General features: G+C 72.1%; 17 protein-coding genes. 5 read left to right on the top strand and 12 right to left on the bottom strand.

Features of this window, described 5'->3' with window-relative positions; genetic code table 11:
* Positions 1-4 precede the first annotated feature (4 nt).
* From ACWCQK_RS31185 to ACWCQK_RS31175, 3 genes are all read right to left on the bottom strand, one after another.
* Positions 5-4,576: an FtsK/SpoIIIE domain-containing protein gene (locus tag ACWCQK_RS31185; RefSeq protein ID WP_451160648.1), complete on the bottom strand. Its 4,572-nt coding sequence runs from the start codon at positions 4,574-4,576 to the stop codon at positions 5-7.
* Between the two features lie 291 nt (positions 4,577-4,867).
* Complete coding sequence (locus tag ACWCQK_RS31180; RefSeq protein WP_451160646.1) at positions 4,868-6,673, bottom strand: protein kinase domain-containing protein; 1,806 nt, start codon at positions 6,671-6,673, stop codon at positions 4,868-4,870.
* A gap of 251 nt (positions 6,674-6,924) precedes the next feature.
* Positions 6,925-7,773 (bottom strand): menaquinone biosynthetic enzyme MqnA/MqnD family protein, encoded by an 849-nt coding sequence (locus tag ACWCQK_RS31175; RefSeq protein ID WP_451160644.1) that lies wholly within the window; start codon positions 7,771-7,773, stop codon positions 6,925-6,927.
* A gap of 297 nt (positions 7,774-8,070) precedes the next feature.
* Here ACWCQK_RS31175 and ACWCQK_RS31170 point away from each other — a divergent pair, with 297 nt between their 5' ends.
* Entirely contained in the window at positions 8,071-8,274 is a 204-nt protein-coding gene (locus tag ACWCQK_RS31170) for a cold-shock protein (RefSeq protein ID WP_037627265.1), read from the top strand.
* Positions 8,275-8,429: 155 nt separating this feature from the next.
* Here ACWCQK_RS31170 and kstD read toward each other — a convergent pair whose 3' ends face one another.
* From kstD to ACWCQK_RS31155, 3 genes are all read right to left on the bottom strand, one after another.
* Complete coding sequence (gene kstD / locus ACWCQK_RS31165) at positions 8,430-10,205, bottom strand: 3-oxosteroid 1-dehydrogenase (protein WP_451160642.1); 1,776 nt, start codon at positions 10,203-10,205, stop codon at positions 8,430-8,432.
* A gap of 96 nt (positions 10,206-10,301) precedes the next feature.
* Positions 10,302-10,841 carry a DUF6817 domain-containing protein gene (locus ACWCQK_RS31160; RefSeq protein ID WP_451160640.1) on the bottom strand — a complete coding sequence of 180 codons (540 nt, stop codon included), beginning with the start codon at positions 10,839-10,841 and terminating at the stop codon, positions 10,302-10,304.
* A 198-nt stretch (positions 10,842-11,039) separates the two neighbouring features.
* A complete protein-coding gene (locus ACWCQK_RS31155) occupies positions 11,040-11,531 on the bottom strand; it encodes an ATP-binding protein (RefSeq protein WP_451160638.1) in 492 nt (163 codons plus the stop codon).
* 124 nt (positions 11,532-11,655) lie between these two features.
* On the opposite strand from ACWCQK_RS31155, the gene ACWCQK_RS31150 reads away from it, so the two are divergent.
* Together ACWCQK_RS31150 and ACWCQK_RS31145 are read left to right on the top strand one after the other, a co-directional pair.
* On the top strand, positions 11,656-12,522 hold the full coding sequence (locus ACWCQK_RS31150; RefSeq protein WP_451160636.1) for a helix-turn-helix domain-containing protein: 867 nt from the start codon (positions 11,656-11,658) through the stop codon (positions 12,520-12,522).
* Positions 12,519-12,704 (top strand): DUF397 domain-containing protein, encoded by a 186-nt coding sequence (locus ACWCQK_RS31145; protein ID WP_451160634.1) that lies wholly within the window; start codon positions 12,519-12,521, stop codon positions 12,702-12,704. The genes ACWCQK_RS31150 and ACWCQK_RS31145 overlap by 4 nt, the downstream gene beginning before the upstream one ends.
* Positions 12,705-12,713: 9 nt before the next feature.
* Here ACWCQK_RS31145 and ACWCQK_RS31140 read toward each other — a convergent pair whose 3' ends face one another.
* Positions 12,714-14,636 (bottom strand): AMP-dependent synthetase/ligase, encoded by a 1,923-nt coding sequence (locus ACWCQK_RS31140; protein ID WP_451160632.1) that lies wholly within the window; start codon positions 14,634-14,636, stop codon positions 12,714-12,716.
* Between the two features lie 373 nt (positions 14,637-15,009).
* Here ACWCQK_RS31140 and ACWCQK_RS31135 point away from each other — a divergent pair, with 373 nt between their 5' ends.
* Positions 15,010-15,903, top strand: a complete 894-nt coding sequence (locus tag ACWCQK_RS31135) for a MaoC family dehydratase (RefSeq protein ID WP_451160630.1) — start codon at positions 15,010-15,012, stop codon at positions 15,901-15,903.
* A gap of 146 nt (positions 15,904-16,049) precedes the next feature.
* Positions 16,050-16,496 (top strand): hypothetical protein, encoded by a 447-nt coding sequence (locus ACWCQK_RS31130; protein WP_451160628.1) that lies wholly within the window; start codon positions 16,050-16,052, stop codon positions 16,494-16,496.
* Positions 16,497-16,545: 49 nt separating this feature from the next.
* Here ACWCQK_RS31130 and ACWCQK_RS31125 read toward each other — a convergent pair whose 3' ends face one another.
* From ACWCQK_RS31125 to ACWCQK_RS31105, 5 genes are all read right to left on the bottom strand, one after another.
* The gene (locus ACWCQK_RS31125; protein ID WP_451160626.1) at positions 16,546-17,229 is read right to left on the bottom strand and encodes a TetR/AcrR family transcriptional regulator; all 684 of its coding nucleotides are present in this window, start codon (positions 17,227-17,229) and stop codon (positions 16,546-16,548) included.
* A 58-nt stretch (positions 17,230-17,287) separates the two neighbouring features.
* On the bottom strand, positions 17,288-17,587 hold the full coding sequence (locus tag ACWCQK_RS31120; RefSeq protein WP_451160624.1) for a DUF4229 domain-containing protein: 300 nt from the start codon (positions 17,585-17,587) through the stop codon (positions 17,288-17,290).
* A gap of 116 nt (positions 17,588-17,703) precedes the next feature.
* Positions 17,704-18,228, bottom strand: a complete 525-nt coding sequence (locus tag ACWCQK_RS31115; RefSeq protein ID WP_451160622.1) for an N-acetyltransferase family protein — start codon at positions 18,226-18,228, stop codon at positions 17,704-17,706.
* Between the two features lie 98 nt (positions 18,229-18,326).
* Entirely contained in the window at positions 18,327-19,490 is a 1,164-nt protein-coding gene (gene mqnE / locus ACWCQK_RS31110; RefSeq protein WP_451160620.1) for an aminofutalosine synthase MqnE, read from the bottom strand.
* A gap of 50 nt (positions 19,491-19,540) precedes the next feature.
* Entirely contained in the window at positions 19,541-19,996 is a 456-nt protein-coding gene (locus tag ACWCQK_RS31105) for an Lrp/AsnC family transcriptional regulator (protein ID WP_385777524.1), read from the bottom strand.
* Positions 19,997-20,091 lie beyond the last annotated feature (95 nt).

Genomic DNA, 20,091 nt, shown 5'->3' with positions numbered 1-20,091 from the left:
GCGCTCAGCCGTTCATGGCGCCCTGGATCGGCATGTAAGACCCCCCGGTCACGAACAGGCCGCTTCCCGTTGGGCCCGCGCCGCTGTTTGCTGGGAGGCGGATGCCGAAGAGTTCGCCTTCCGAGGGGGATTGGGGGGTCAGCAGGAGGCCGTTGCGGGACTTTCGGGCCTCGACCGTGAAGCCTCGGTACTGGCCGGAGAGGCTGTCCGTGGTGCCGGCGGCGAGGAGGCCGATCCCGCCGTCGGCGCCCTTGCGGACGACGGACTCGAGGGCCTCGTCGAGGCGGGTGTCGTAGAGGAGTTCCGCGTCGTCGACCACGACGACGTAGGAGCCGTTCGGCGCCGCGCCCACCAGTTCCTCCAGGTCGTCCTCGCGGCTGTCGGCGTTGAGGAGGCCCAGGACGGCCTCGCGGCCCGCCAGGTCGCGCAGGGGCGAGCGGCGGGGGGCGACGAGGACCACCGGGGTACCGGAGCGCAGCAGGGACTCCGTCGCGGCCAGCAGGAGCGTGGAGCGGCCCGACTTCGGCGGGCCCGCGATGACGAAGCCGGGGCCGTTCTCCTCCAGGTCGATGCCGACGGGGTGGAGTTCGTCGCCGCCGACGCCGATCAGGGCCCACAGGGCGGACGTCGGGGTGAAGTCCGGGTCCAGGGCGAGGGCCTCGGTCGCCGTGATGCGGGTCGGCAGCGCGTCCACGCGCAGCGGGCGGCGGGCGGCGGGGACACGGCCGTGCCGGGTGCGTGCCTCCTCGGCGATCTCGCGCAGGGCGCGGACCTGTGCCTGGCCCGCCGGGTCGCCGGCGAGCAGGCCGATCTGGGTCTCGTCCACGCCGGTGTCGGTGATGCGCAGAGCGCGACCGGGAGGCATGTTCTTCGGGACCTCGCGGGCCTGGAGTCCGGCCGTGGAGTAGTCGTTGGAGTCGGCGAAGCGCATGACCATACGGTCCGCGAAGGCGGAGGAGACATGGCCGCTCAGGCCGCTGCGGTCGGCGGTCATGACCACCTTCAGGCCCACCGCGGAACCTTCACGGAAGATGCGCTGGGCCGCCTCCAGCAACTGGCCGTAGTTGTAGGCCTCGAAGGTGGAGGCGAAGCCCTCCCAGCCGTCCAGGAGAAGGACCATCCACGGCAGGCGGTCCTCCGGAGCGGCCGAGGCGCGCTGTTCGGCCGCGCTCGACGCGCCTTCCATCGCGAGCAGTTGCTGTCTGCGGGCGATCTCCGCCAGCAGGCGTTCGATCAGGCGCCGGACCCGGTCCGGTTCGTCCCGGGTGACCACCGCGCCGACGTGCGGCAGTCGCATCAGGGGCAGCAGCGCGTTCGAGCCGCAGTCGATGCCGTAGACGTGCACGTCGTGCGGGGAGGTGGCGCGGGCCAGGGAACCGGCGAGGGTACGCAGGGCCGTCGAGCGGCCGGAGCGCGCGCCGCCCAGGAGCAGGGTGTGCTCGCCGTGCACCAGGTCGAGGGACAGCGGCTTGCGGCTCTGCTTCGCCGGGAGGTCGATCAGACCGAAGGGGATGGGGGCCACGTCGTCGTCGGCAGCGGCCCGCGACGGGCCGTGCGACTCCAGTTCCGCCAGCGTCACCAGCTCCGCCAGCGGCGGCAGCCACGGGCTGCGCTGCTCGCCGAAGCCCATGCGCCGCGCGCCGTCGCGCACCGCGTCGACGAGGACCGCCAGGTCGGTGACCATCGTGCCGTCGTCGTCGGCTTCGGCCCGCTTGGGCAGGGGACGGGCATAGGAGTTCCACTGCAACGGGATCAGGGTCGCCTTGGGCCCCGTGCCGCCCGTGGCCGGGCGGCGGCCACCGATGCGGGCCGACTGCACGCCGACCAGGGACTGGGCGCCGGAGCGGACGTACATACGGCCCGGCGTCGACTTCGCGATCGCACCGGAGTCCGGGGCGTCGATGACGTCCGCCGACTCGGACGCGTCCGTCACGCGCAGCGCGATCCGGAGGTTCGTGTTCGCCCGGATGTCGGCGCTCACCACGCCGGCCGGGCGCTGGGTGGCCAGGATCAGGTGGACGCCCAGCGAACGGCCTCGGCGGGCGATGTCGACCAGGCCGACGATGAAGTCGGGGAGTTCGGCGACCAGGGACGCGAACTCGTCGATGACCAGCACCAGTCGGGGCATCGGCGCCAGCTCGGGGCGGAGCCTGCGGGTGTCGTTGTAGTCCTCGATGTCCTTGGCGGCGGCGTCGAGCAGGATCCGTTCGCGGCGGTGGAGTTCGGCGGCGAGCGAGGCCAGGGCCCGTTCGGTGAGGTGCGCGTCGAGGTCGCTGACCATGCCGACGGTGTGCGGCAGGTTGGCGCAGTCCATGAAGGCGCTGCCGCCCTTGTAGTCGATGAGGACGTAGTTCAGGGCGTCCGGACGGTTGGCCATGGCCAGGGAGGCGATGATCGTCTGGAGGAGTTCCGACTTACCGGCACCCGTCGTACCCGCCACCAGTGCGTGCGGGCCGTCCCGGCGGATGTCCAGGACGAAGGTGCCGTCCGCCGCGATGCCGACCGGCGCGGACGTCGTCGAACCGCCCGCCCGCCAGATCCGCTCCACGTCCGCGCCCGTCGGGTCGGGCAGGCCGAGCAGCGTCAGCAGCCGGGCCGCCGTCGGCAGCGCGCTGTCGGCGTCGTCGCGGCTGACGTCGCGTACCGGCGCGAGGGAGCGGGCGAGCAGCTCGCACCACTCCGGGGTGACCTGGTCGGCGAGGATGTCGCCGACGCCCTCCATGCCGTAGCCGCGGACGCGGACGTGGTGGGCGGCGTCCGGGGACCAGGCGACGACGGCCTTGCACTCCTCGGGCAGCAGCCGCTCGTCCTCGTCGATGCAGAGGGCGAGGATGCCGTACTGCGGTCCCTCGGTGAGGAGTTGGGGGACGCCGGGAACGCGGCGCAGCAGCCGTGCTCCGTCGAGGGTCACGAGGATGGTCTGGTCCGGGTAGAGCTGGCCCGTCATGTTGTTCTGCTCGCGGGCCGCCTTGCGCCGGGCGAGTTCGTTGAGGAGCTCGTTGACGCGGCGGGTGATGCCCTCGGAGTCGAAGCCGACCAGCGCGACACAGTCCTGGCCCTGGTCGGGGGCGGTGTGCGGCAGCCAGTGCGCCCAGTGCCAGTCGGCGCCCGCGGCCTGTGTGGCGGAGAGGGAGACGAGGGAGAGGTCGCGGGGGCTGTGCAGGACGGCGGCCTGCACGCTCAGCCAGCGGGCGGTGGACAGGGCGCGGGCGCGGTCACCGGCGATGCCGACGACACCGAGCCGGGCGAACGGCAGGGTGACCGGAACGTCGGGCAGGACGGGAGGCTCGGGGCGCTCCTCGTCGTACGAGGTGCCGCCGCGGCCCATGACCATCTCGACGTCGGAGGGGAGGCCGCCGACGCCGATACGCAGTTGCATGGCGTCCGGATCGGTGAGGCGGCGCTCCCACAGGCGGCGGCGGGGGCCGGTCGCGAAGAGGAGGATCTCGGCCGGGTCGGGGCTGTCCCCGCGGCGGCCCCGCTGCTCCTCCTTGGCCAGCTCGGCGAGTTCGGCCTCGTGGGCGGCGAGGTCCTTCTTGTACTGCTTGAGCGAGGTCCTGTGCTTCTTCTTGCCCTCGCGGTTCTCGCTGAACCACTGACCGATCATCATCAGCGGACTCATCGCGCAGAACAGCAGCATGTAGATCTGCTTGGTGATGAAGTACATGGACAGCCCGAAGAGCATGGGCATGAACGCCATGATGAACTGGAAGCGCGCCCGCTCGTTCTTGCCGGGCGGCAGCGGTACGACGATCCGCCGTCGGGGTCTCAGCGGCGACAGCCGGGGCGGACGGTTGTAGGCGAGGCCGCCTTCGCTCATCGCGGACAGGTGCGCGTCCGGCTCGGCCACCCGGTCGAGGACGAGGAGCGAGTCGGCGACCCGGACGACGGCACCGAGCGGCCATGAGCCCCCGGCGGCCCGTGCGCCACCAGCCGCGCCGGAAGTCCCCGCCTCTCTCGCCTTCTTGCCCTTCTTGCCGGCCGCCCCCGCCGTTCCCGCCGCACTCGCCGTCAACGGCTCGTCGTCGAGCAGGACTTCGGCCCCGCCTTCCGCGGCGAGGGTGGTGTTGCCCTGGAGGTCGACGGTCAGCCGCAGCGCGACCGGAGGCAGCGAGGGGTCCGGCAGGGGCAGCGAACAGGTGGGCGCCGAGCCGACGGTGGCCACGCCGACGCCCAGCCGGACGACCCGCCCGGCCGCCGGTCCGCCGGCCACCCTCAGTTCGTACTGCCCGACCGGTTCGCCCTTGCGCAGCAGCGGGCCTATGGCGTCGTCGACGGAGACGCGCATGCCGTCGCGCAGGACGCCGGCCGCGGGGTCCGACGGGTCGCACCGCATCCCGTCCGCCCACAGCGACAGCGCCCCGGTCACCGCTGTCCCGTAGCCGGGCGGCGGGGCGAGCGGCGTGGCGCGCAGCGGTACGACGTTCCCCGGCATCGCGCCGGGCGCGGCCGCGCCGCGTCCTACGGCCGTTCCCAGCGCCTCCGCCACATCGCCCGCCGTGGCGGTGTCGTCCGCGGTGACGACGACGTCCTGCGGTGCACCGCCTTCGTGCACGAGCGTGACCAGCATCCGCATGGTGGCCATCCTCCCCGTCGGCCCCTGGGGCCGCGTCCGTTGCTCAGCTGACGGAGACTGGTCGCAGTCTCCGCGGTCGTGCCCTGCCCGCGTCGTGGCTCGCGATGTGCCGCGGGATGCGGCCGCGTTGGTGCCGTATGTCGCCGCGTGGGTGACCGCCGTGGTGGCGGTGTTCGCTTTCGCAGACACAGTAGTGACAGCGGGGCCGCCAGGGGTGACGGGGGCATGACCGACCGTCCGTACGCGGTCTGTCACATGGTCCGTCACATGGCCTGTCACATGACGGCTCGGCTACCCGGCCTTCGACATCCGGGCCACCGGGTTCCCCTCGGCCGTGCTGTCCGAGGTGTACTTCAGGTCGTCGCCCGCCGGGGCGAGACGGACGGTGTGGGCGGCCGGGTTGCAGCCCTCGTGGTTGCCCTCGGCGCCCACCGACGTCGCCACGATCTCGGTCTTCGTCACCGTCTTCAGGGTCAGGACGTCGTTGCAGACCCCGCCGAACAGATCGGTCTGCCGCAGAGTGCCCAACTCCTGGCCCACGGCGGCCTGTCGGACGGTGAGCCGGAAGGACCCCATGGGGAGGGTGCCGTCGAGACCGCTGCCGTCGCCCTCCCAGGTGCCGAGATAGCGCGCGGGAACGGCGCCCGGACCTCCGGGAGCGGGAGGGGAGGCGGACGAGGAGGCGGACGGGGAGGAGGAGCGCGAGGGAGAGGTGGGGGAGGAGGAGTCGGCCGGGGGTGACGAGTACCCGCTGTCGCTGCCGGAGGCCCTGTTGGCGTCCCCCTTCGGCAGCAGGTCGAACAGGAACCCCGATCCGACCGTCACCGCCGCCAGCGCTCCGGCCACCGCGAGGGCCAGCGTGCAGCTCAGTCTTCGTCCCTGGCCGCCGCTGCCGGGCGTGGAGGCCGCCGCCATGGTCACGGAGACCTTGCCGGGCCGGGTGGTCGCGGACGGCGGCGCGTCGAACGGCGAGGCGTCGGCGGGAGTGGCGCCGGAAGTGGCATCGGCGGGCGCGGCCGGACCCGGGACGGAGGTCGGGGTCGAAGTCGGGGTCGAAGTCGGGGTCGCGGTGGAGGTCGCGGCCGGGCTGCCCGTCGGCGGCATCACGGGCGGCGGGCCGAAGCCCGCCACGGCCGACTGCTCCCCCAGCGACGCGCTGCTGAAGCCCACCGGCCCCGACGGAGTCGCCTCGACCGCGTCCGCCGCCTCCAGGTTCAGCAGTTGTACGGCGCTGCGGCTGACCTGCTCCACCAGCGCGCCCGGCAGCCAGCCGCCCGCCACCAGCCGGGCCGCGCCCTCCGGAGCGAGCCGTCGGGCCACCTCGGACGGGCCCGGCCGCTCGCCCGGTTCCTTGGCCAGGCACGCCTGCGCCACCGCGCGCAGGTCGCCGTCGAGGGCGCCGAGCCGCGGCTCCTCGTGCACGACCTTGTAGAGCAGCGCGGCCGAGGAGTCGCCGGGGAAGGGCGGTTCGCCGGTCGCGGCGTACGCCAGGACCGCGCCCAGGGAGAAAACGTCCGCGGCGCCGGTGACGCCGCTGCCGAGGATCTGCTCGGGGGCCATGTAGCCGGGTGAGCCGACGGAGACACCCGTCGAGGTCAGGGAGGCCGTGCCCGCGGTGGCGCGGGCGATGCCGAAGTCGATCAGGAGGGGGCCGTCGAGGGTGAGGAGGACGTTCGAGGGCTTCACGTCCCGGTGCACCAGGCCCAGGTCGTGCACCGCGGCCAGGGCCTCCGCGAGGCCGGCGGCCAGCGCCCGTACGGAGTGCGTGGGCAGTGGGCCCCCGTCCGTCACGGCCGCGGTGAGGGACGGGCCGGCCACGTAGCCCGTCGCGACCCACGGGACCGGCGCGTCGGGGTCGGCGTCCAGGACCGGCGCCGTCCAGGCGCCGCCCACCCGCCGGGCCGCGTCGACCTCGCGCCGGAAGCGGGCGCGGAACTCCTCGTCGAGCGCGAGGTGCGGGTGCACGATCTTGACGGCGACCGTGCGGCCACCGGCGCTGCGGCCCAGGTAGACGCGGCCCATACCGCCGGAGCCGAGCCGGCCGAGCAGCCGGTAGGGCCCGACGACCGTGGGCTCGTCGGCTGCGAGCTGCTGCATGGCGTCCACCTCTCCCCCGTAGGACACGTCAGCAGATTAGTGCGGAACGGGCCCCGCGCTCACGGCTGGGGCCGATCCGCTACGTCTGGAACAGACCTGCTACGACCGGAGCCGCCCCGCCACGACGGAAGCCGACGCGCTACGGCCCGAACCGGCCCGCCACCACCCGAGCCGGCCCACCGCCACCAGGGCACCGGCCCAACGCCGTCCGAGCCGAACCGTGCTGAGCCGAGCCGAACCGAGCCGAGCCGCTACGGCTGGAGCAGGTCCACCTTCACGTCCGACGGGAATCCCGTCGTGGGGCCGACCCGTCGGGCGAACTCCGTGACGGCCGCCAGCTGCGGGGCGCCGAAGCGGAAGTCGAGCGTGGTGAAGTACTGCTCCAGGACCCGCTCGTCGAAGGCCTCCCAGCGGGCCGCCTGCTCGGCGACCTTGGTGACCTCCTCCAGGGAGAGGTTGCGGGAGGCGAGGAAGGCCTCGTGCACCTGGCGGGTGATGACCGGCTCGCGCTCCAGGTAGTCGCGCCGGGCCGCCCAGACCGCGAAGACGAACGGCAGGCCCGTCCACTCCTTCCAGAGCGCGCCCAGGTCGTGCACGGTGAGGCCGTAGCGCGGGCCGTCCAGCAGGTTGGCGCGCAGTGCCGCGTCGCCGATGAGGACCGCGGCGTCCGCCTCCTGCATCATCAGGCTGAGGTCGGGCGGGCAGGTGTAGTAGTCCGGCTGGACGCCGAAGCGGTCGGCCAGGAGCAGCTGGGCCAGGCGGACCGAGGTGCGCGAGGTCGAGCCGAGCGCGACCCTGCGGCCGTCGAGCTGGTCCAGCGGAACCTGCGAGACGATCACGCAGGACATCACCGGGCCGTCGCAGCCGACGGCGATGTCGGGGAAGGCGACCAGGTCGTCCGCGTTCTTCAGGAACTCGACCAGGGTGATGGGCCCGATGTCGAGGTCGCCCCGCACCAGCTGCTCGCTGAGCTTCTCCGGGGTGTCCTTCGTCAGCTCGAAGTCGAGGAGCGTGCCGGTTCTCGCGAGCCCCCAGTAGAGGGGCAGGCAGTTGAGGAACTGGATGTGGCCGACACGCGGCCGGGTGCGAGAATTGTCCACATCGCGAGGCTAGACCCTGGGTCCGGCCGGCCCGCGACCACCCCCGTCCCCGGGTCGCGGTCAACCTCCGATGATCGACTTCAAACGTCCGAGTGACGTGATCTTGACCTCTATTGCATTCGGGTGGCCGCGTGCTAGGCTCGCCGCAAGTTGCAGTTTGGTTTCCCTTGCAGTACAGAGCCTGCGGAGCATGTGACCGCGGGCTCTAGTCGTTTTCAGACGTATGCAGTTGTGCAGCACTGTTTTCACACTTGCAGGTTCTGGAGCAGGGCGACCCTTTGGGCCCAAGGAGGGCTTATGGCTACCGGAACCGTGAAGTGGTTCAACGCCGAAAAGGGCTTTGGCTTCATCGCCCAGGAAGGCGGAGGCCCCGACGTCTTCGTCCACTACTCCGCGATCAACGCCAACGGTTTCCGTTCGCTCGAGGAGAACCAGTCGGTCTCCTTCGACGTGACCCAGGGCCCGAAGGGTCCGCAGGCGGAGAACGTCACCCCGCTCTAAGCCTTCGGCTCGTCGAGCCCAAAGCTTTGATTCGGAATGGATAGCAGTACCCAAGGAGCCCCGCGCCGACCGGCGACGGGGCTCCTGCCTTTTGCCCCCGGCCGGTCTCGCCCCGGCCGGTGCCGGGCCGGGGCCGACAAGCCGCTCCCGCGTTCCTAGAGCGCCCCCGCGATGTCCAGCGCCGCGATGTAGCCGAACGTCATCGCCGGGCCGATCGTCGATCCGGCACCGGCGTAGCTGTGGCCCATCACCGCGGCGCTGGCGTTGCCGGCGGCGTACAGGCCGGGGATCGCCGAGCCGTCGGCGCGCAGCACCCGCGCGCGGGCGTCCGTGCGCAGGCCGCCCTTCGTGCCGAGGTCGCCGGGGACGATCCGGAAGGCGTGGTACGGAGGCAGCCAGAGCGGGGCGAGACAGGAGTTGGGCAGGACGGCGGGGTCCGTGTAGTAGTGGTCGTAGGCGCTGTCGCCGCGCCGGAAGTCGGTGTCCCTGCCGGTGCGGGCCAGGGAGTTGAAGCGGTCGACGGAGGCGCGCAGACCGGCCGCCGGCAGGCCGGTGGACGCGGCGAGCGCGTCCAGGGTCCAGGCCTTGTGGGCGGCGCCCGAGCGGTACCACTCGTCGGGGAGGGGCAGGGCCGGGGCGACGTCCCTGAAGAGGTAGCGGTTGCGGTAGTTCTGGTCGGTGATCAGCCAGGCCGGGATGTCCGGGTCGACGGGGTCGCGGTCGTACATGGTGTGGACGACGTCGCTGTAGGGGCCGGCCTCGTTGACGAAGCGGGCGCCGGCGGCGTTGACGAGGAGGCCGCCGGGCAGGGTGCGCTCGGCGAGGCAGAAGTAGGGTTCGCCGGGCAGCGGGATGGCGGGGCCCCACCAGGCGTCCTCCATCAACTCCAGCGCGCCGCCCGCGCGTTCCCCGGCCCGGATGCCGTCGCCCGTGTTCTCCTTCGCGCCGACGGTCCAGTCCGTGCCGATGGGCTGGCGCTGGTACCGCGCGCGCATGGCGGCGTTGTGCTCGAAGCCGCCGGAGCCGACGACGACCGCGCGCCGGGCGCGGACGAGCCCGGCGGCGCCGTCCCGGGTGACGACGGCGCCGGTGACGGAGCCGCTTTCGACGAGGAGGTCGGTGAGCGGCGTGTCGAGCCATACCGGCACCCTGGCCGCCAGCAGCCCCGCCCGTAGTCCCGCGGCCAGCGACTGCCCCATGGTGAGCGGCTTCTGCCCGAGCAGGGCCGCCTTCGTCCCCCGGGCCAGGCAGGCGGCGGCCACGGCGGCGCCCTTGACGTTCACCGCGGCGAGGGCGAGCCACTTGTAGTCGGCGCTGAAGACCACCAGGCCGGCCGGGACCGGCAGGTACGGCGGGTTGAGGCGGGCGAGTTCGGCGCCGAGGACGTTGCCGTCGAGCTGGTCGGGTTCGATGGAGCGGCCGCCCGCGAGGCCGCCGGGCAGCTCGGGGTAGTAGTCGCTGTACCCCTCCATCCAGCGGAAGCGCAGGGGGCTGTTGGCCATGACGAAGGAGATCATGGCGGGCCCGTGGCCGAGGAAGGCCCGCTGTCGTGCGGCGGGCACGTCCGCGCCGACGACGGCGGCGAGGTAGGCGGCGGCCTTGGCGGGGGTGTCCGGGACACCGGCGGCCAGGATGACGGGGTTGTTCGGTATCCAGATACCGGCGCCGGAACGGGCCGCCGAGCCTCCGAAGGTCGCCGCCTTCTCCACGACCACGCAGCTCAGCCCCCGCTTGGCGGCCGTGAGCGCGGCGGTCATGCCGGCGGCGCCCGAGCCGATGACGACGACGTCGTAGGTGCCGAGCAGGGGGAGGTCGGCCGCGCCCGCGCCGTGCGCCGCGGCGGCGAGGGCGAGCCCGGCGCCCGCGGCGGCACCGAGCACCTGTCTGCGGGAGGGCGAGAGCCCGGTCGTGCTCCTGGACGTGGTGGACATGGCGGGCCCTTCCGGTCCGACGGGGGCGGGGGGACCGGAATGTCGCGCGAGGGTCTTGTGAAGTCAAGGGCCGTACACCGGCCGGAGGAAGCGGGTCTACGGGGAGAGGACCGCCCGGCAGTCCTCCCAGGCCGGTTCGCTCAGCAGCGGGCGGAAGCGGGTGAACAGGGTGAACAGGCCGGTTCCGTACCGCGCGCGGAACGCGGGGTCGCGTCGGGCGAGGTCGAGCTCGTTGGCTGCGGAGAGCTCGGCGAAGTCCCGGCGCAATCGCGGCGACGGAACGCGGCCGGTACCGGTGAAACGGTCGTGCAGGACGGAGCCGGCCGCGCTGAAACGCGGATACGTGGCGGCGCGGTCGCAGCTGCCGTAGGCGTAGACGATCGCCTCGGCCTCCGCTCCGACGGCCTCGACGAGTTCGGGGCGGCGGGCCAGGGGCAGTAGCGGCTCGGGGAATCCGTCGGTGCCGTAGGCGGCGTGGCAGAGGCCGGCGAGCTGGAGGTCGGGGCGGGCGCCCCAGCCGGCCAGCCGGTCGCGGACGCGGTCGAGGTGGGCGAGAAGGGTGCCGCCGGGATGGGGGACGGTTTCGGCTCCGTACGCCGTCAGGAGGGCGGTCGCCCGGACGGTCGAGGTCTGCACGGTCGGCGTCCTTCCGTGGGCCGGATCGTGTGGGGCCGGCACCCGCTCCCGCCCCACCGGCGGAGGAGCGGACCGCCGCCCTGGCCCCGCGAAAATCCTCGCCCCCGCGACCGAGCGCGGTCAATCCCGGGGTCCTGTCGTCAACCCCCGTGATCGGCCTGGATGTTGCGGAAGGCGACGGTCTACGGCGGGCGGCGCTCAGCCCGCCTGCGCGGGTGTTCGCGGGCATGGCCGCGCGGAGCCGTCGTCATCGCGTGACTCCGCCGGGCCGAGGGCGACTTCGGCCCACACCGTCTTGCCCACGGCGCGCTCCTCGACCCCCCAGGTGACGGCGAGGAGGGAGACGAGGACCAGGCCCCGGCCCCGCTCCTCGTCCGCCGCCGTGACGAAGCGGAGCCGGGCGTCACCGCGCGCGTCACTCACCTCGATCCGCAGTGTGCCCGCGCCCTCCGGACGGAGCAGCAGGCGGAGTTCGAAGTCCCGTCCGGGTACGCGACCGTGGGTGACCGCGTTCGCCGCGAGCTCGGCGACGACGAGTTGCGCGGTGTCGCTCACCTCGCCGCCGTACGGGAACCCCCAGACGTCGAGCTGACGCGCGCTGAGGTGCCGGGCCAGGCGGGCGCCCCGGGGCGTCGAGCTGAAGCGCTGGGCCAGTTCGACGGTCGCGGGGGTGGAGTTTTGGTAGTTCACCTCACTGAGCGTGGCCGTCCGACTCTACGCTGACCAGGGGCGACCGGCCGACGCCGGGTAACCGTACGGATGCGGTCCGTCGCGTGTACGCGTCGTCGGCCGTGACCACAGGGGCGGGAAGGCGGTGGCGTACGTGACGCAGGAGCGCAGGCCGGAGACCCCGGCGGAGTCCGAGGGGACGACGGGGCTGTTCACCGCGCTGGGCAAGATGCTGAAGCTGCTGCGGGAGCGGAAGGGGCTCACGCAGAAGGAGTTCGGGCAGCTGGTGGGGTACGGGCCCGACGCGATGTCGGCGATGGAGCGCGGGGTGCGGGTTCCCCGGCCGGAGGTGCTGGAGAAGGCGGACGAACTGCTGGAGGCGGGCGGGCTCCTGCGCGCGGTGATCCCCGAGGTGCGCGAGGCGATGAGCAGGGTGCGGACCCGGCATCCGGAGTGGTACCGGAGTTACGCGGGCCTGGAGGCGGAGGCGGTCGAGCTGCACTTCTACGCCAACCAGGGCGTGCCGGGCCTGTTGCAGACCGAGGACTACGCGCGGGCGGTGTTCTCCCGCCGACGGCCGTTGCTGGACGAGGAGACCATCGAGAAACGCGTGGCCGACCGGCTGGCACGACAGCAGGTCCTCGACAGATGGCCCGGGCCCCTGTGCAGCTATGTGCTGGAGGAGGTGCTGTTGGACCGGCCGAACGGCGGTCGAGCCGTCCACAGACACCAGTTGCGGCAGCTGCTGCGGATCAGCGGTATGCGGAACGTGGAGATCCAGGTGATGCCGACCGGCATCGAGGAACATCCCAACATGGACGGTGCGTTCAATCTGCTGACACCCCGCAGGCACCCGCAGGTGGCGTACACGGAGGTGCAGGGACATCCCCGGTTGATCACCGACGTCGAAGAGGTCCGGAGGATCGCCGACCGCTATGGAATCATGCGGGCGATGGCACTTCCGCCCACGGAGTCACGGACGTTGATCGAGAAGAAGCTGGAGGAGCTGTGAGCAGCGAGGAACCCCACTGGGTCAAGTCCAGTTACAGCGGCGGCGAAGGCGGCGAGTGCCTGGAGGTCTCCGTCTCCGCCCACATCGTCCGCGTCCGCGACTCCAAGCACCCCGAGGACGGCCCCGCCCTCGGGGTGGCCCTCACGGCGTGGGCCGACTTCCTGACCTACGCCGTGAAGTGATCCCGCGCGTCACCCCGGGTACAGCCCCTCCACCTCCGGGGCGAAGTCCCGCAGGATCGCCTCCCGGCGCAGCTTCATCGACGGGGTGAGGTGGCCCGCCTCCTCCGTGAAGTCGACCGGGAGGACGGCGAAGCGGCGGATGGACTCGGGGCGGGAGACCAGCTTGTTCGCCTCGTCCACCGCGCGCTGGAGGATGGCGTTCAAATCCGGGTCCCCGATGAGGAGTTCCGGTGGCACGGGGTGCTTGCGGTTCATCTGGCGCCAGTGGGTGATGCCGTCCTGGTCGAGGGTGATCAGGGCCGTGATGTAGGGGCGGTTGTCGCCCAGGACCATGCACTGGGAGATCAGGGGGTGGGAGCGCAGCCAGTTCTCCATGGGGGCCGGGGCCACGCTCTTGCCGCCCGCGGTGATCAGCAGCTCCTTCTTGCGGCCGGTGATGGTCAGGTAGCCGTCGTCGTCGAGTTCGCCGATGTCGCCCGTCGCCAGCCAGCCGTCCGGGGCCGCGGGGACGACACCGCCCGCGGACGGGTCCCAGTAGCCGCGCAGTACGTGGTCGCCGGCGAGCAGGATCTCGCCGTCCGCGGCGATGCGGACGCGGGTGCCGGGCATCGGCCAGCCCACCGTGCCCAGGCGGGGCTTCAGGGGCGGGGTCAGCGTCGACGCGCCCGTGGTCTCGGTCAGGCCGTAGCCCTCGAAGATCTCGATGCCGGCGCCCGCGTAGAACGCGGCGAGGCGGCGGCCGAGCGGGGAGCCGCCGCAGATGGCGTAGCGGACCCGGCCGCCCATGGCGTTGCGGATGCGGCGGAAGACCAGGGGGTCGTAGAAGGCGCGGGCCGCCTTCAGCGCGGTGGAGGGGCCCGATCCGGTGCCGGTCTGTCTGGCCTCCAGGCCCTCGCCGTAACGGCGGGCGACGGTTGTCGCGCGGTCGAAGGAGGACACCCGGCCGCTCGCCTCGGCGCGGGCGCGTGCGGTGTTGAAGACCTTCTCCAGCATGTACGGGATGGCCAGCAGACAGGTCGGCCGGAAGGCGGCCAGGTCCGGCAGCAGGTCCTCCGACTTCAGGCTCGGCGCGTGACCGAGGCGTACCCGGGCGCGGACGCAGGCGATCGCGACCATGCGGCCGAAGACATGGGACATGGGCAGGAAGAGAAGGACGGAGACCTCCTCGTTCATGCCCGCCTTGAAGATCGGGTAGAGCAGCTCGATCGCGTTGTCGACCTCGGCGAAGAAGTTGCCGTGGGAGAGCGCGCAGCCCTTCGGGCGGCCGGTCGTGCCGGAGGTGTAGATGAGCGTCGCCAGGGTGTCCGGGCCCAGCACCCCGCGCCGTACCTCCACTTCCTGGTCCGGCACGTGGGCGCCGAGCTCCGCCAGGCGCTCCACGTGCCCCTTCTCGATCACCCACATGTGCTGGAGGTCGGGCAGGTGCTCACGTTCGGGGCCGAGGGCCGCCGCCTGGGCGACCGTCTCGGCGACCAGGGCGACCGCGCCGGAGTCGTGCAGGATCCAGCGGGTCTGGAAGACGGAGGAGGTGGGGTAGACGGGGACGGTGACCAGGCCGGCCGCCCAGGCGGCGAAGTCGAGCAGGGTCCACTCGTAGCGGGTGCGGGACATGACGGCGATCCGGTCACCCGGCATCAGCCCCTCGGCGATGAGTCCTTTGGCCACCGCCTGCACCTCGGCGGCGAACTGGGCCGCCGTGATGTCCGCCCACCGCCCGTCGTCCCCGAGCCTGCGGCTGAGGGCGACGGCCCCGGGCGCCGCGGCCGCGTTGTCGAAGGGCAGGTCGGCGAGGGAGCCGTGGGTGACCCGGTGGGCGAACGGCGGTACGGACGCCTCCCGTACGACACCGTCGAGCCGCCGCGTCTCGGGCTCCACGAGCGCGGGCCCCGCGCCGTCGGAGAACGCGGCGGAGGTCGGGAAGGGAGTGGACACGGGCGGCTCCTGAGGCGTACAGCGGCGGACTGCCTGCTGCATACGTACGTGCCTCGTACGTCGAGGCGTTCACCGGCGGCAAGCCGCGGCAAGGGTTACCGGCGGTTAGGAAGGGGATCGTACGGGGCTCCTGTGGGGGGCTTGTGCCTGTTACGGGATGGTCCGGAGCCAGGGGTGTGCAACATCGGCGGTTACGTGAGGAAGGTTCATGTCCCGCGCCAGGTCTCGACCGGCTCCTCACCCCCGACCTAGACTTACCTCCGGTAACCTTACTCCAGGGTAAGCAAATGGGACCGTACCGGGAGTGGGACATGACGGACCGTCGTCCGAGCTTCACCGGCACCGCGCCCGGGCCGAGCCTCACGGGGGTCCGATGACGGCCTCCGAGGCCCACCCGGCCACCGTCCTGCGCCGCTCCCCCGCCCTGGCCCCGCTGTTCGCCCGCGGCGCCCTGCGCTCACCCCTCAAGCGACCGGGACCCGGCGCCGCCTTCCCGCGCGCCCGCCTGCTCCTGCCCGACCTGCGCGCCGACCTCGCGCGGCTGGCCGCGTACGAGCGGGTGTGCGGCTTCGCCACCGGCGACGACGCGCTGCCGATCACGTATCCGCACATCCTCGGTTTCCCGTCGGCGATGCGGCTGATGAGCGGCCGGGACTTCCCGCTGCCGCTGCTCGGCCTGGTCCACACGTCGATCGAGATCACCCGGCACACCGTGCTGCCCGCCACGGCAGGCTACGAACTCGGCGTGTACGTCGAGGGGTTGGTGCCGCACCGGCGCGGCACCGAGGCCGCCGTGGTGACCGAGGCCCGGGCCGGCGGGGACGTCGTATGGGAGTCGCGCAGCACCTATCTCGCGCGGCACCGCACGGACGGACCGGACATCGGGCCGCGGGCGCGGGAGGAACGGGAGGACCCGCGGGCGCGGGAGGCGCGGCCGCTGCCCGCGCTCGCCGAGTGGCGGCTCGCCGCCGACGTCGGACGGCGTTACGGCGCCGCCTCCGGAGACCGCAACCCCATTCACCTGCATCCGCTCGGCGCCCGTCTGTTCGGCTTCGCGCGGCCCATCGCGCACGGCATGTGGACGGTGGCCCGCTGCCTCGCCGCGCACGGCACCCCGGAGGCGGCCCGGGTCCGGGCGGAGTTCCGGGCGCCGGTGGCGCTTCCGGGGACGGTGCGGTACGCGGCACGGGACGGCCGGTTCGAACTGCGGGGACCGGACGGACGGCTCCACGTGAGCGGAAGCGTGACCCCGCCCACACCCGGCTGACGCCACCGGCCGGACTGTCCGGGGAGCCGGACCGGTCGGGCTCCGTCGCCGAGAACCACGGGCCCTGTTTCCGCGTCCGGTCTCTCGTGCGGGGCGTGCGGGGCGACGTCCGCCGCGGCGGACGCGAACGACGGCGAAGGGTGGTCATGAGGCTGAAGTGGGTGCTCGTCGCCGTCGCGGCGATCCCGACGGCGTTCCTGGGATGGGGTGCCTGGACGTTCTTCGGAGCCCTCACGGGTGACCCGATGACCCAGGCGGAGTCCGTCTCGTGCGAACAGGCCATGGACTACGGGGACCAGGACGGGCTGCCCGAGGGGGCGCACGACGCGAAGTGCACCGTCCTCACCTGGCTGGACACCCAGTACACGGTGCGGTTCACCATCGCTCGGACGGGCCTGGACACCTGGCTGAAGGAGACCTATCCCCACACCGATCTCACGTCCGAGGCCTGTCTCGACGAGGAACCGGCGAACGCCTGCGCCCACATCGAGCTGAACCCGGCCGCCGACGGTGGGGCGATGGTGGTCGACGTCGACGTGCGCTACGGCGAGGACTCGACCGCGATCGTCGATCTCACGCTCTACGACCTGTGACCCGGTCGGCGCCGGTCCTCCGCGCCGGCGGCCCCGTGCGGCCGGCGCGCTAGTCGGTCTCCGGGGGCGACCAGGGGTGGCCTTCCATGAGGTTGCCCAGGCCCGCCCAGGCGAAGTTCATCAGGGTGGCCGCCGCCTGCCGGGCCGAGACGCCCTCGGTGCCGTTGGCCCAGGCCGCCAGGGACTCGGCGGCGCCGACCAGCGCCTCGGCGAGTCCGGCGACCTCCCGCTCGGGCAGGTCGCGGTCGGTGGCGCTCCCCCCGCACGAGCGGAGCCCGGGGCCGCGCGGAGCCTCACGCGCGGCGACGACGATCAGCTGGGTCACGAACGCGACGATCTCCTCGCGCATCGCGGCCACCTCGGCGGCGAACCGTTCGCCGTGGGTACGGGCCTGGAGGTGCAGCACGGACCAGGCGTCCGGGTGCTGCGCGGTGTGGGTGAAGAACGCCCGCAGCCCGTCCCAGAGTTGGCGGTCCGCGGCGAGGCCCGGCCGCACGCCGGACCGCACGGCCTCGCTGAGCGCGGCGGCCTCACGGCGAATGCAGGCGGTGAAAAGGTCTTCCTTGGAGTTCAGGTACAGGTAGACCAACGGCTTGGAGACGCCCGCCACTTCGGCGATCTCGTCCATCGAGGCGGCCATGTAGCCCCGCTGCCCGAAGATCCGCACGGCGGCGTCCAGCATCTGCTGTTCGCGGACCGCACGCGGCATCCGCTTGGTCTTGACGGCACCCATGGGGGCAAGAGTAGTTGGGCCGGGACCGCCAGGAGCGGGCGCGGCCTGCCGGGGAGTGCTAGGAAGCCTGCCCCTGTGCCCTGGAGGTGTCGTCCACGACATCCTCCTGCGAGCGGTTGGCCTCGATGTTGGCCTTCATCCGGTCCACCCGCTCCACGACCTGCACGGACGCGCGGTCCCGCTCCTTGCGCAGCACCACGAAGCTGATCGGCGCCGAGAGCACCAGCGAGAGGAGGGCGATCCACATGAGGTTGGAGTCGCCGAGGCCGCGCGGGAGGGCACCGGAGTAGACGAGGCCCGAGACGACCAAGAGGCAGCCCACGAAGACCCCGAGGCGCATCAGCGTGTAGCGGAGCATCTCAATCCACTCTTCCGTTGCGACGACTTCCAAACGAACCCAAAGGGCACCGTCCAGTGAAGCACGCCGGACTGTGCGATCTTGCAAGGGGGTGCGGGGCAGGGCAGGGCGGGGACTCAGGTCAGGGGGAGCAGCATGGTGATGTCGTCCCGGTCGTCCCCAGGGGCCACCCGGATCGCGCCGGGCACCCGTCCGACCTCCTTGTAGCCGCAGGAGCCGTAGAACCGCTCCAGGCCGTTCCCGCCCCGGCAGGTGAGCCGGATCGCCTCGATGCCCTCGAAGGTGCGGGCCGTCTCGGCGGCGGCCGCGAGCAGGTCGCGGCCGTACCCCTTGCCCTGGTGCCCCGGAGCCACCATCACCGTGTACAGCCACACCCAGTGGGTCATCAGCCGGTGGGTGTTGAAGGCGAAGAACGCGGTCGCGGCGACCTCGCCCTTCTCGTCGCGCCCGACGAGCAGCCGGGTACGGCCCTCCGCCATGCCCACGAGGTGCCTGACCAGCTCCGGGCGGATGTCCTCCCGCGTCACCGGCGGCACGAAGCCCACGGAGCCACCCGCGTTGGAGACCTCGGTCCACAGACCGAGGATGCCGTCGCGCAGGGCGGGATCGACGGCGGGATCGACAGCGAAGGTAAGGGGCATGGATCGAGTGTACCTATTACGAAAACATCACCCGACCGGCCCGCACCCCGCACCCTCGCCCCGCCGCCGGGTGGTCTCACACTCGCACGGGCTTCGCCTCACACCCGCATGGGCTGGGGGGACTCGCGGCGCGCCGGGTCCGGGCCGTCGTACTCGCGGATGATCTCGTAGCGCGTGTTGCGCTCCACGGGGCGGAAGCCCGCGTCACGGATCAGGTCGAGCAGGTCGTCGCGGGTGAGCTTGTTCGGCGTGCCGTAGTTGTCGGCGTCGTGGGTGATCTTGTACTCGACCACCGAGCCGTCCATGTCGTCGGCGCCGTGCTGAAGGGCGAGCTGGGCGGTCTGCACACCGTGCATCACCCAGAAGACCTTCACGTGCGGAACGTTGTCGAACAGCAGCCGGGAGACGGCGAAGGTCTTCAGCGCCTCGGCGCCGGTCGCCATCTGGGTACGCGCCTGGAGGCGGTTGCGGACCTTGCCGTCCTTCATGTCGACGAAGTCGTGCTGGTAGCGCAGCGGGATGAAGACCTGGAAACCGCCGGTCTCGTCCTGGAGCTCACGCAGCCGCAGCACGTGGTCGACGCGGTGCCGGGGCTCCTCGATGTGGCCGTACAGCATCGTGCACGGGGTCTTGAGACCCTTCTCGTGCGCGAGGCGGTGGATGCGCGACCAGTCCTCCCAGTGGGTGCGGTGGTCGACGATGTGCTGCCGGACCTCCCAGTCGAAGATCTCGGCGCCGCCGCCGGTCAGGGACTCCAGACCGGCGTCGATGAGTTCGTCGAGGATCTCCGAGGCGGTCAGCCCGGAGATGGTCTCGAAGTGGTGGATCTCGGTCGCCGTGAAGGCCTTGAGCGAGACGTCCGGCAGGGCGGCCTTCAGCTCGCGCAGCGAGCGCGGGTAGTAGCGCCACGGCAGGTTCGGGTGCAGCCCGTTGACGATGTGCAGCTCGGTGAGGTTGTCGTTCTCCATCGCCTTGGCGAGGCGGACGGCCTCCTCGATGCGCATCGTGTACGCGTCCTTCTCGCCCGGCTTGCGCTGGAAGGAGCAGTAGGCGCAGGACGCGGTGCACACGTTCGTCATGTTGAGGTGACGGTTGACGTTGAAGTGCACGACATCGCCGTTCTTGCGCGTCCGGACCTCGTGCGCGAGGCCGCCGAGCCACGCCAGGTCGTCCGACTCGTACAGCGCGATGCCGTCCTCCCGGGTGAGCCGCTCACCGTCCCGGACCTTGTCCTCCAGCTCGCGCTTGAGCCCGACATCCATGTTTCTGCCTCTCCCTGTGGACGAACCCTGCCAACCGTACGCCTAGCCCGCTAGACCTCTTCCGGCAGCTCGCCCACCCTGTTCTCCCACTTCGTGGACAGCACGATGGTGGTACGGGTCCGGGAGACGCCCTTGGTGCCGCTGAGCCGTCGGATGATCCTCTCCAGACCGTCCACGTCACTCGCCCGCACCTTGAGCATGAACGAGTCGTCGCCCGCGATGAACCAGCAGTCCTCGATCTCGCTGAGGTCCTTCAGCCGCCGGGCCACGTCCTCGTGGTCGGCCGCGTCGGAGAGCGAGATGCCGATCAGGGCGATGACGCCGAGACCGAGGCTGGCGGCGTTCACGGTGGCCCGGTAGCCGGTGATGACGCCGGCCGCCTCCAGCCGGTTGATGCGGTCGGTGACGCTGGGTCCCGACAGACCGACGAGGCGCCCCAGCTCCGCGTACGAGGCCCGGCCGTTCTCCCTCAGGGCCTGGATGAGCTGCCTGTCCACCGCGTCCATGCGATCGAAGCCTTCCACTGAAGAGATCTGAAGTGCCTGAGGTTCATGAAGTTCGACGTGCTTGATGTACTCGACGTGCTTGATGTACTCGACGT

Source organism: Streptomyces sp. NPDC002306 (assembly GCF_053593435.1).
This window is presented reverse-complemented; position numbering and strand designations above follow the sequence as displayed.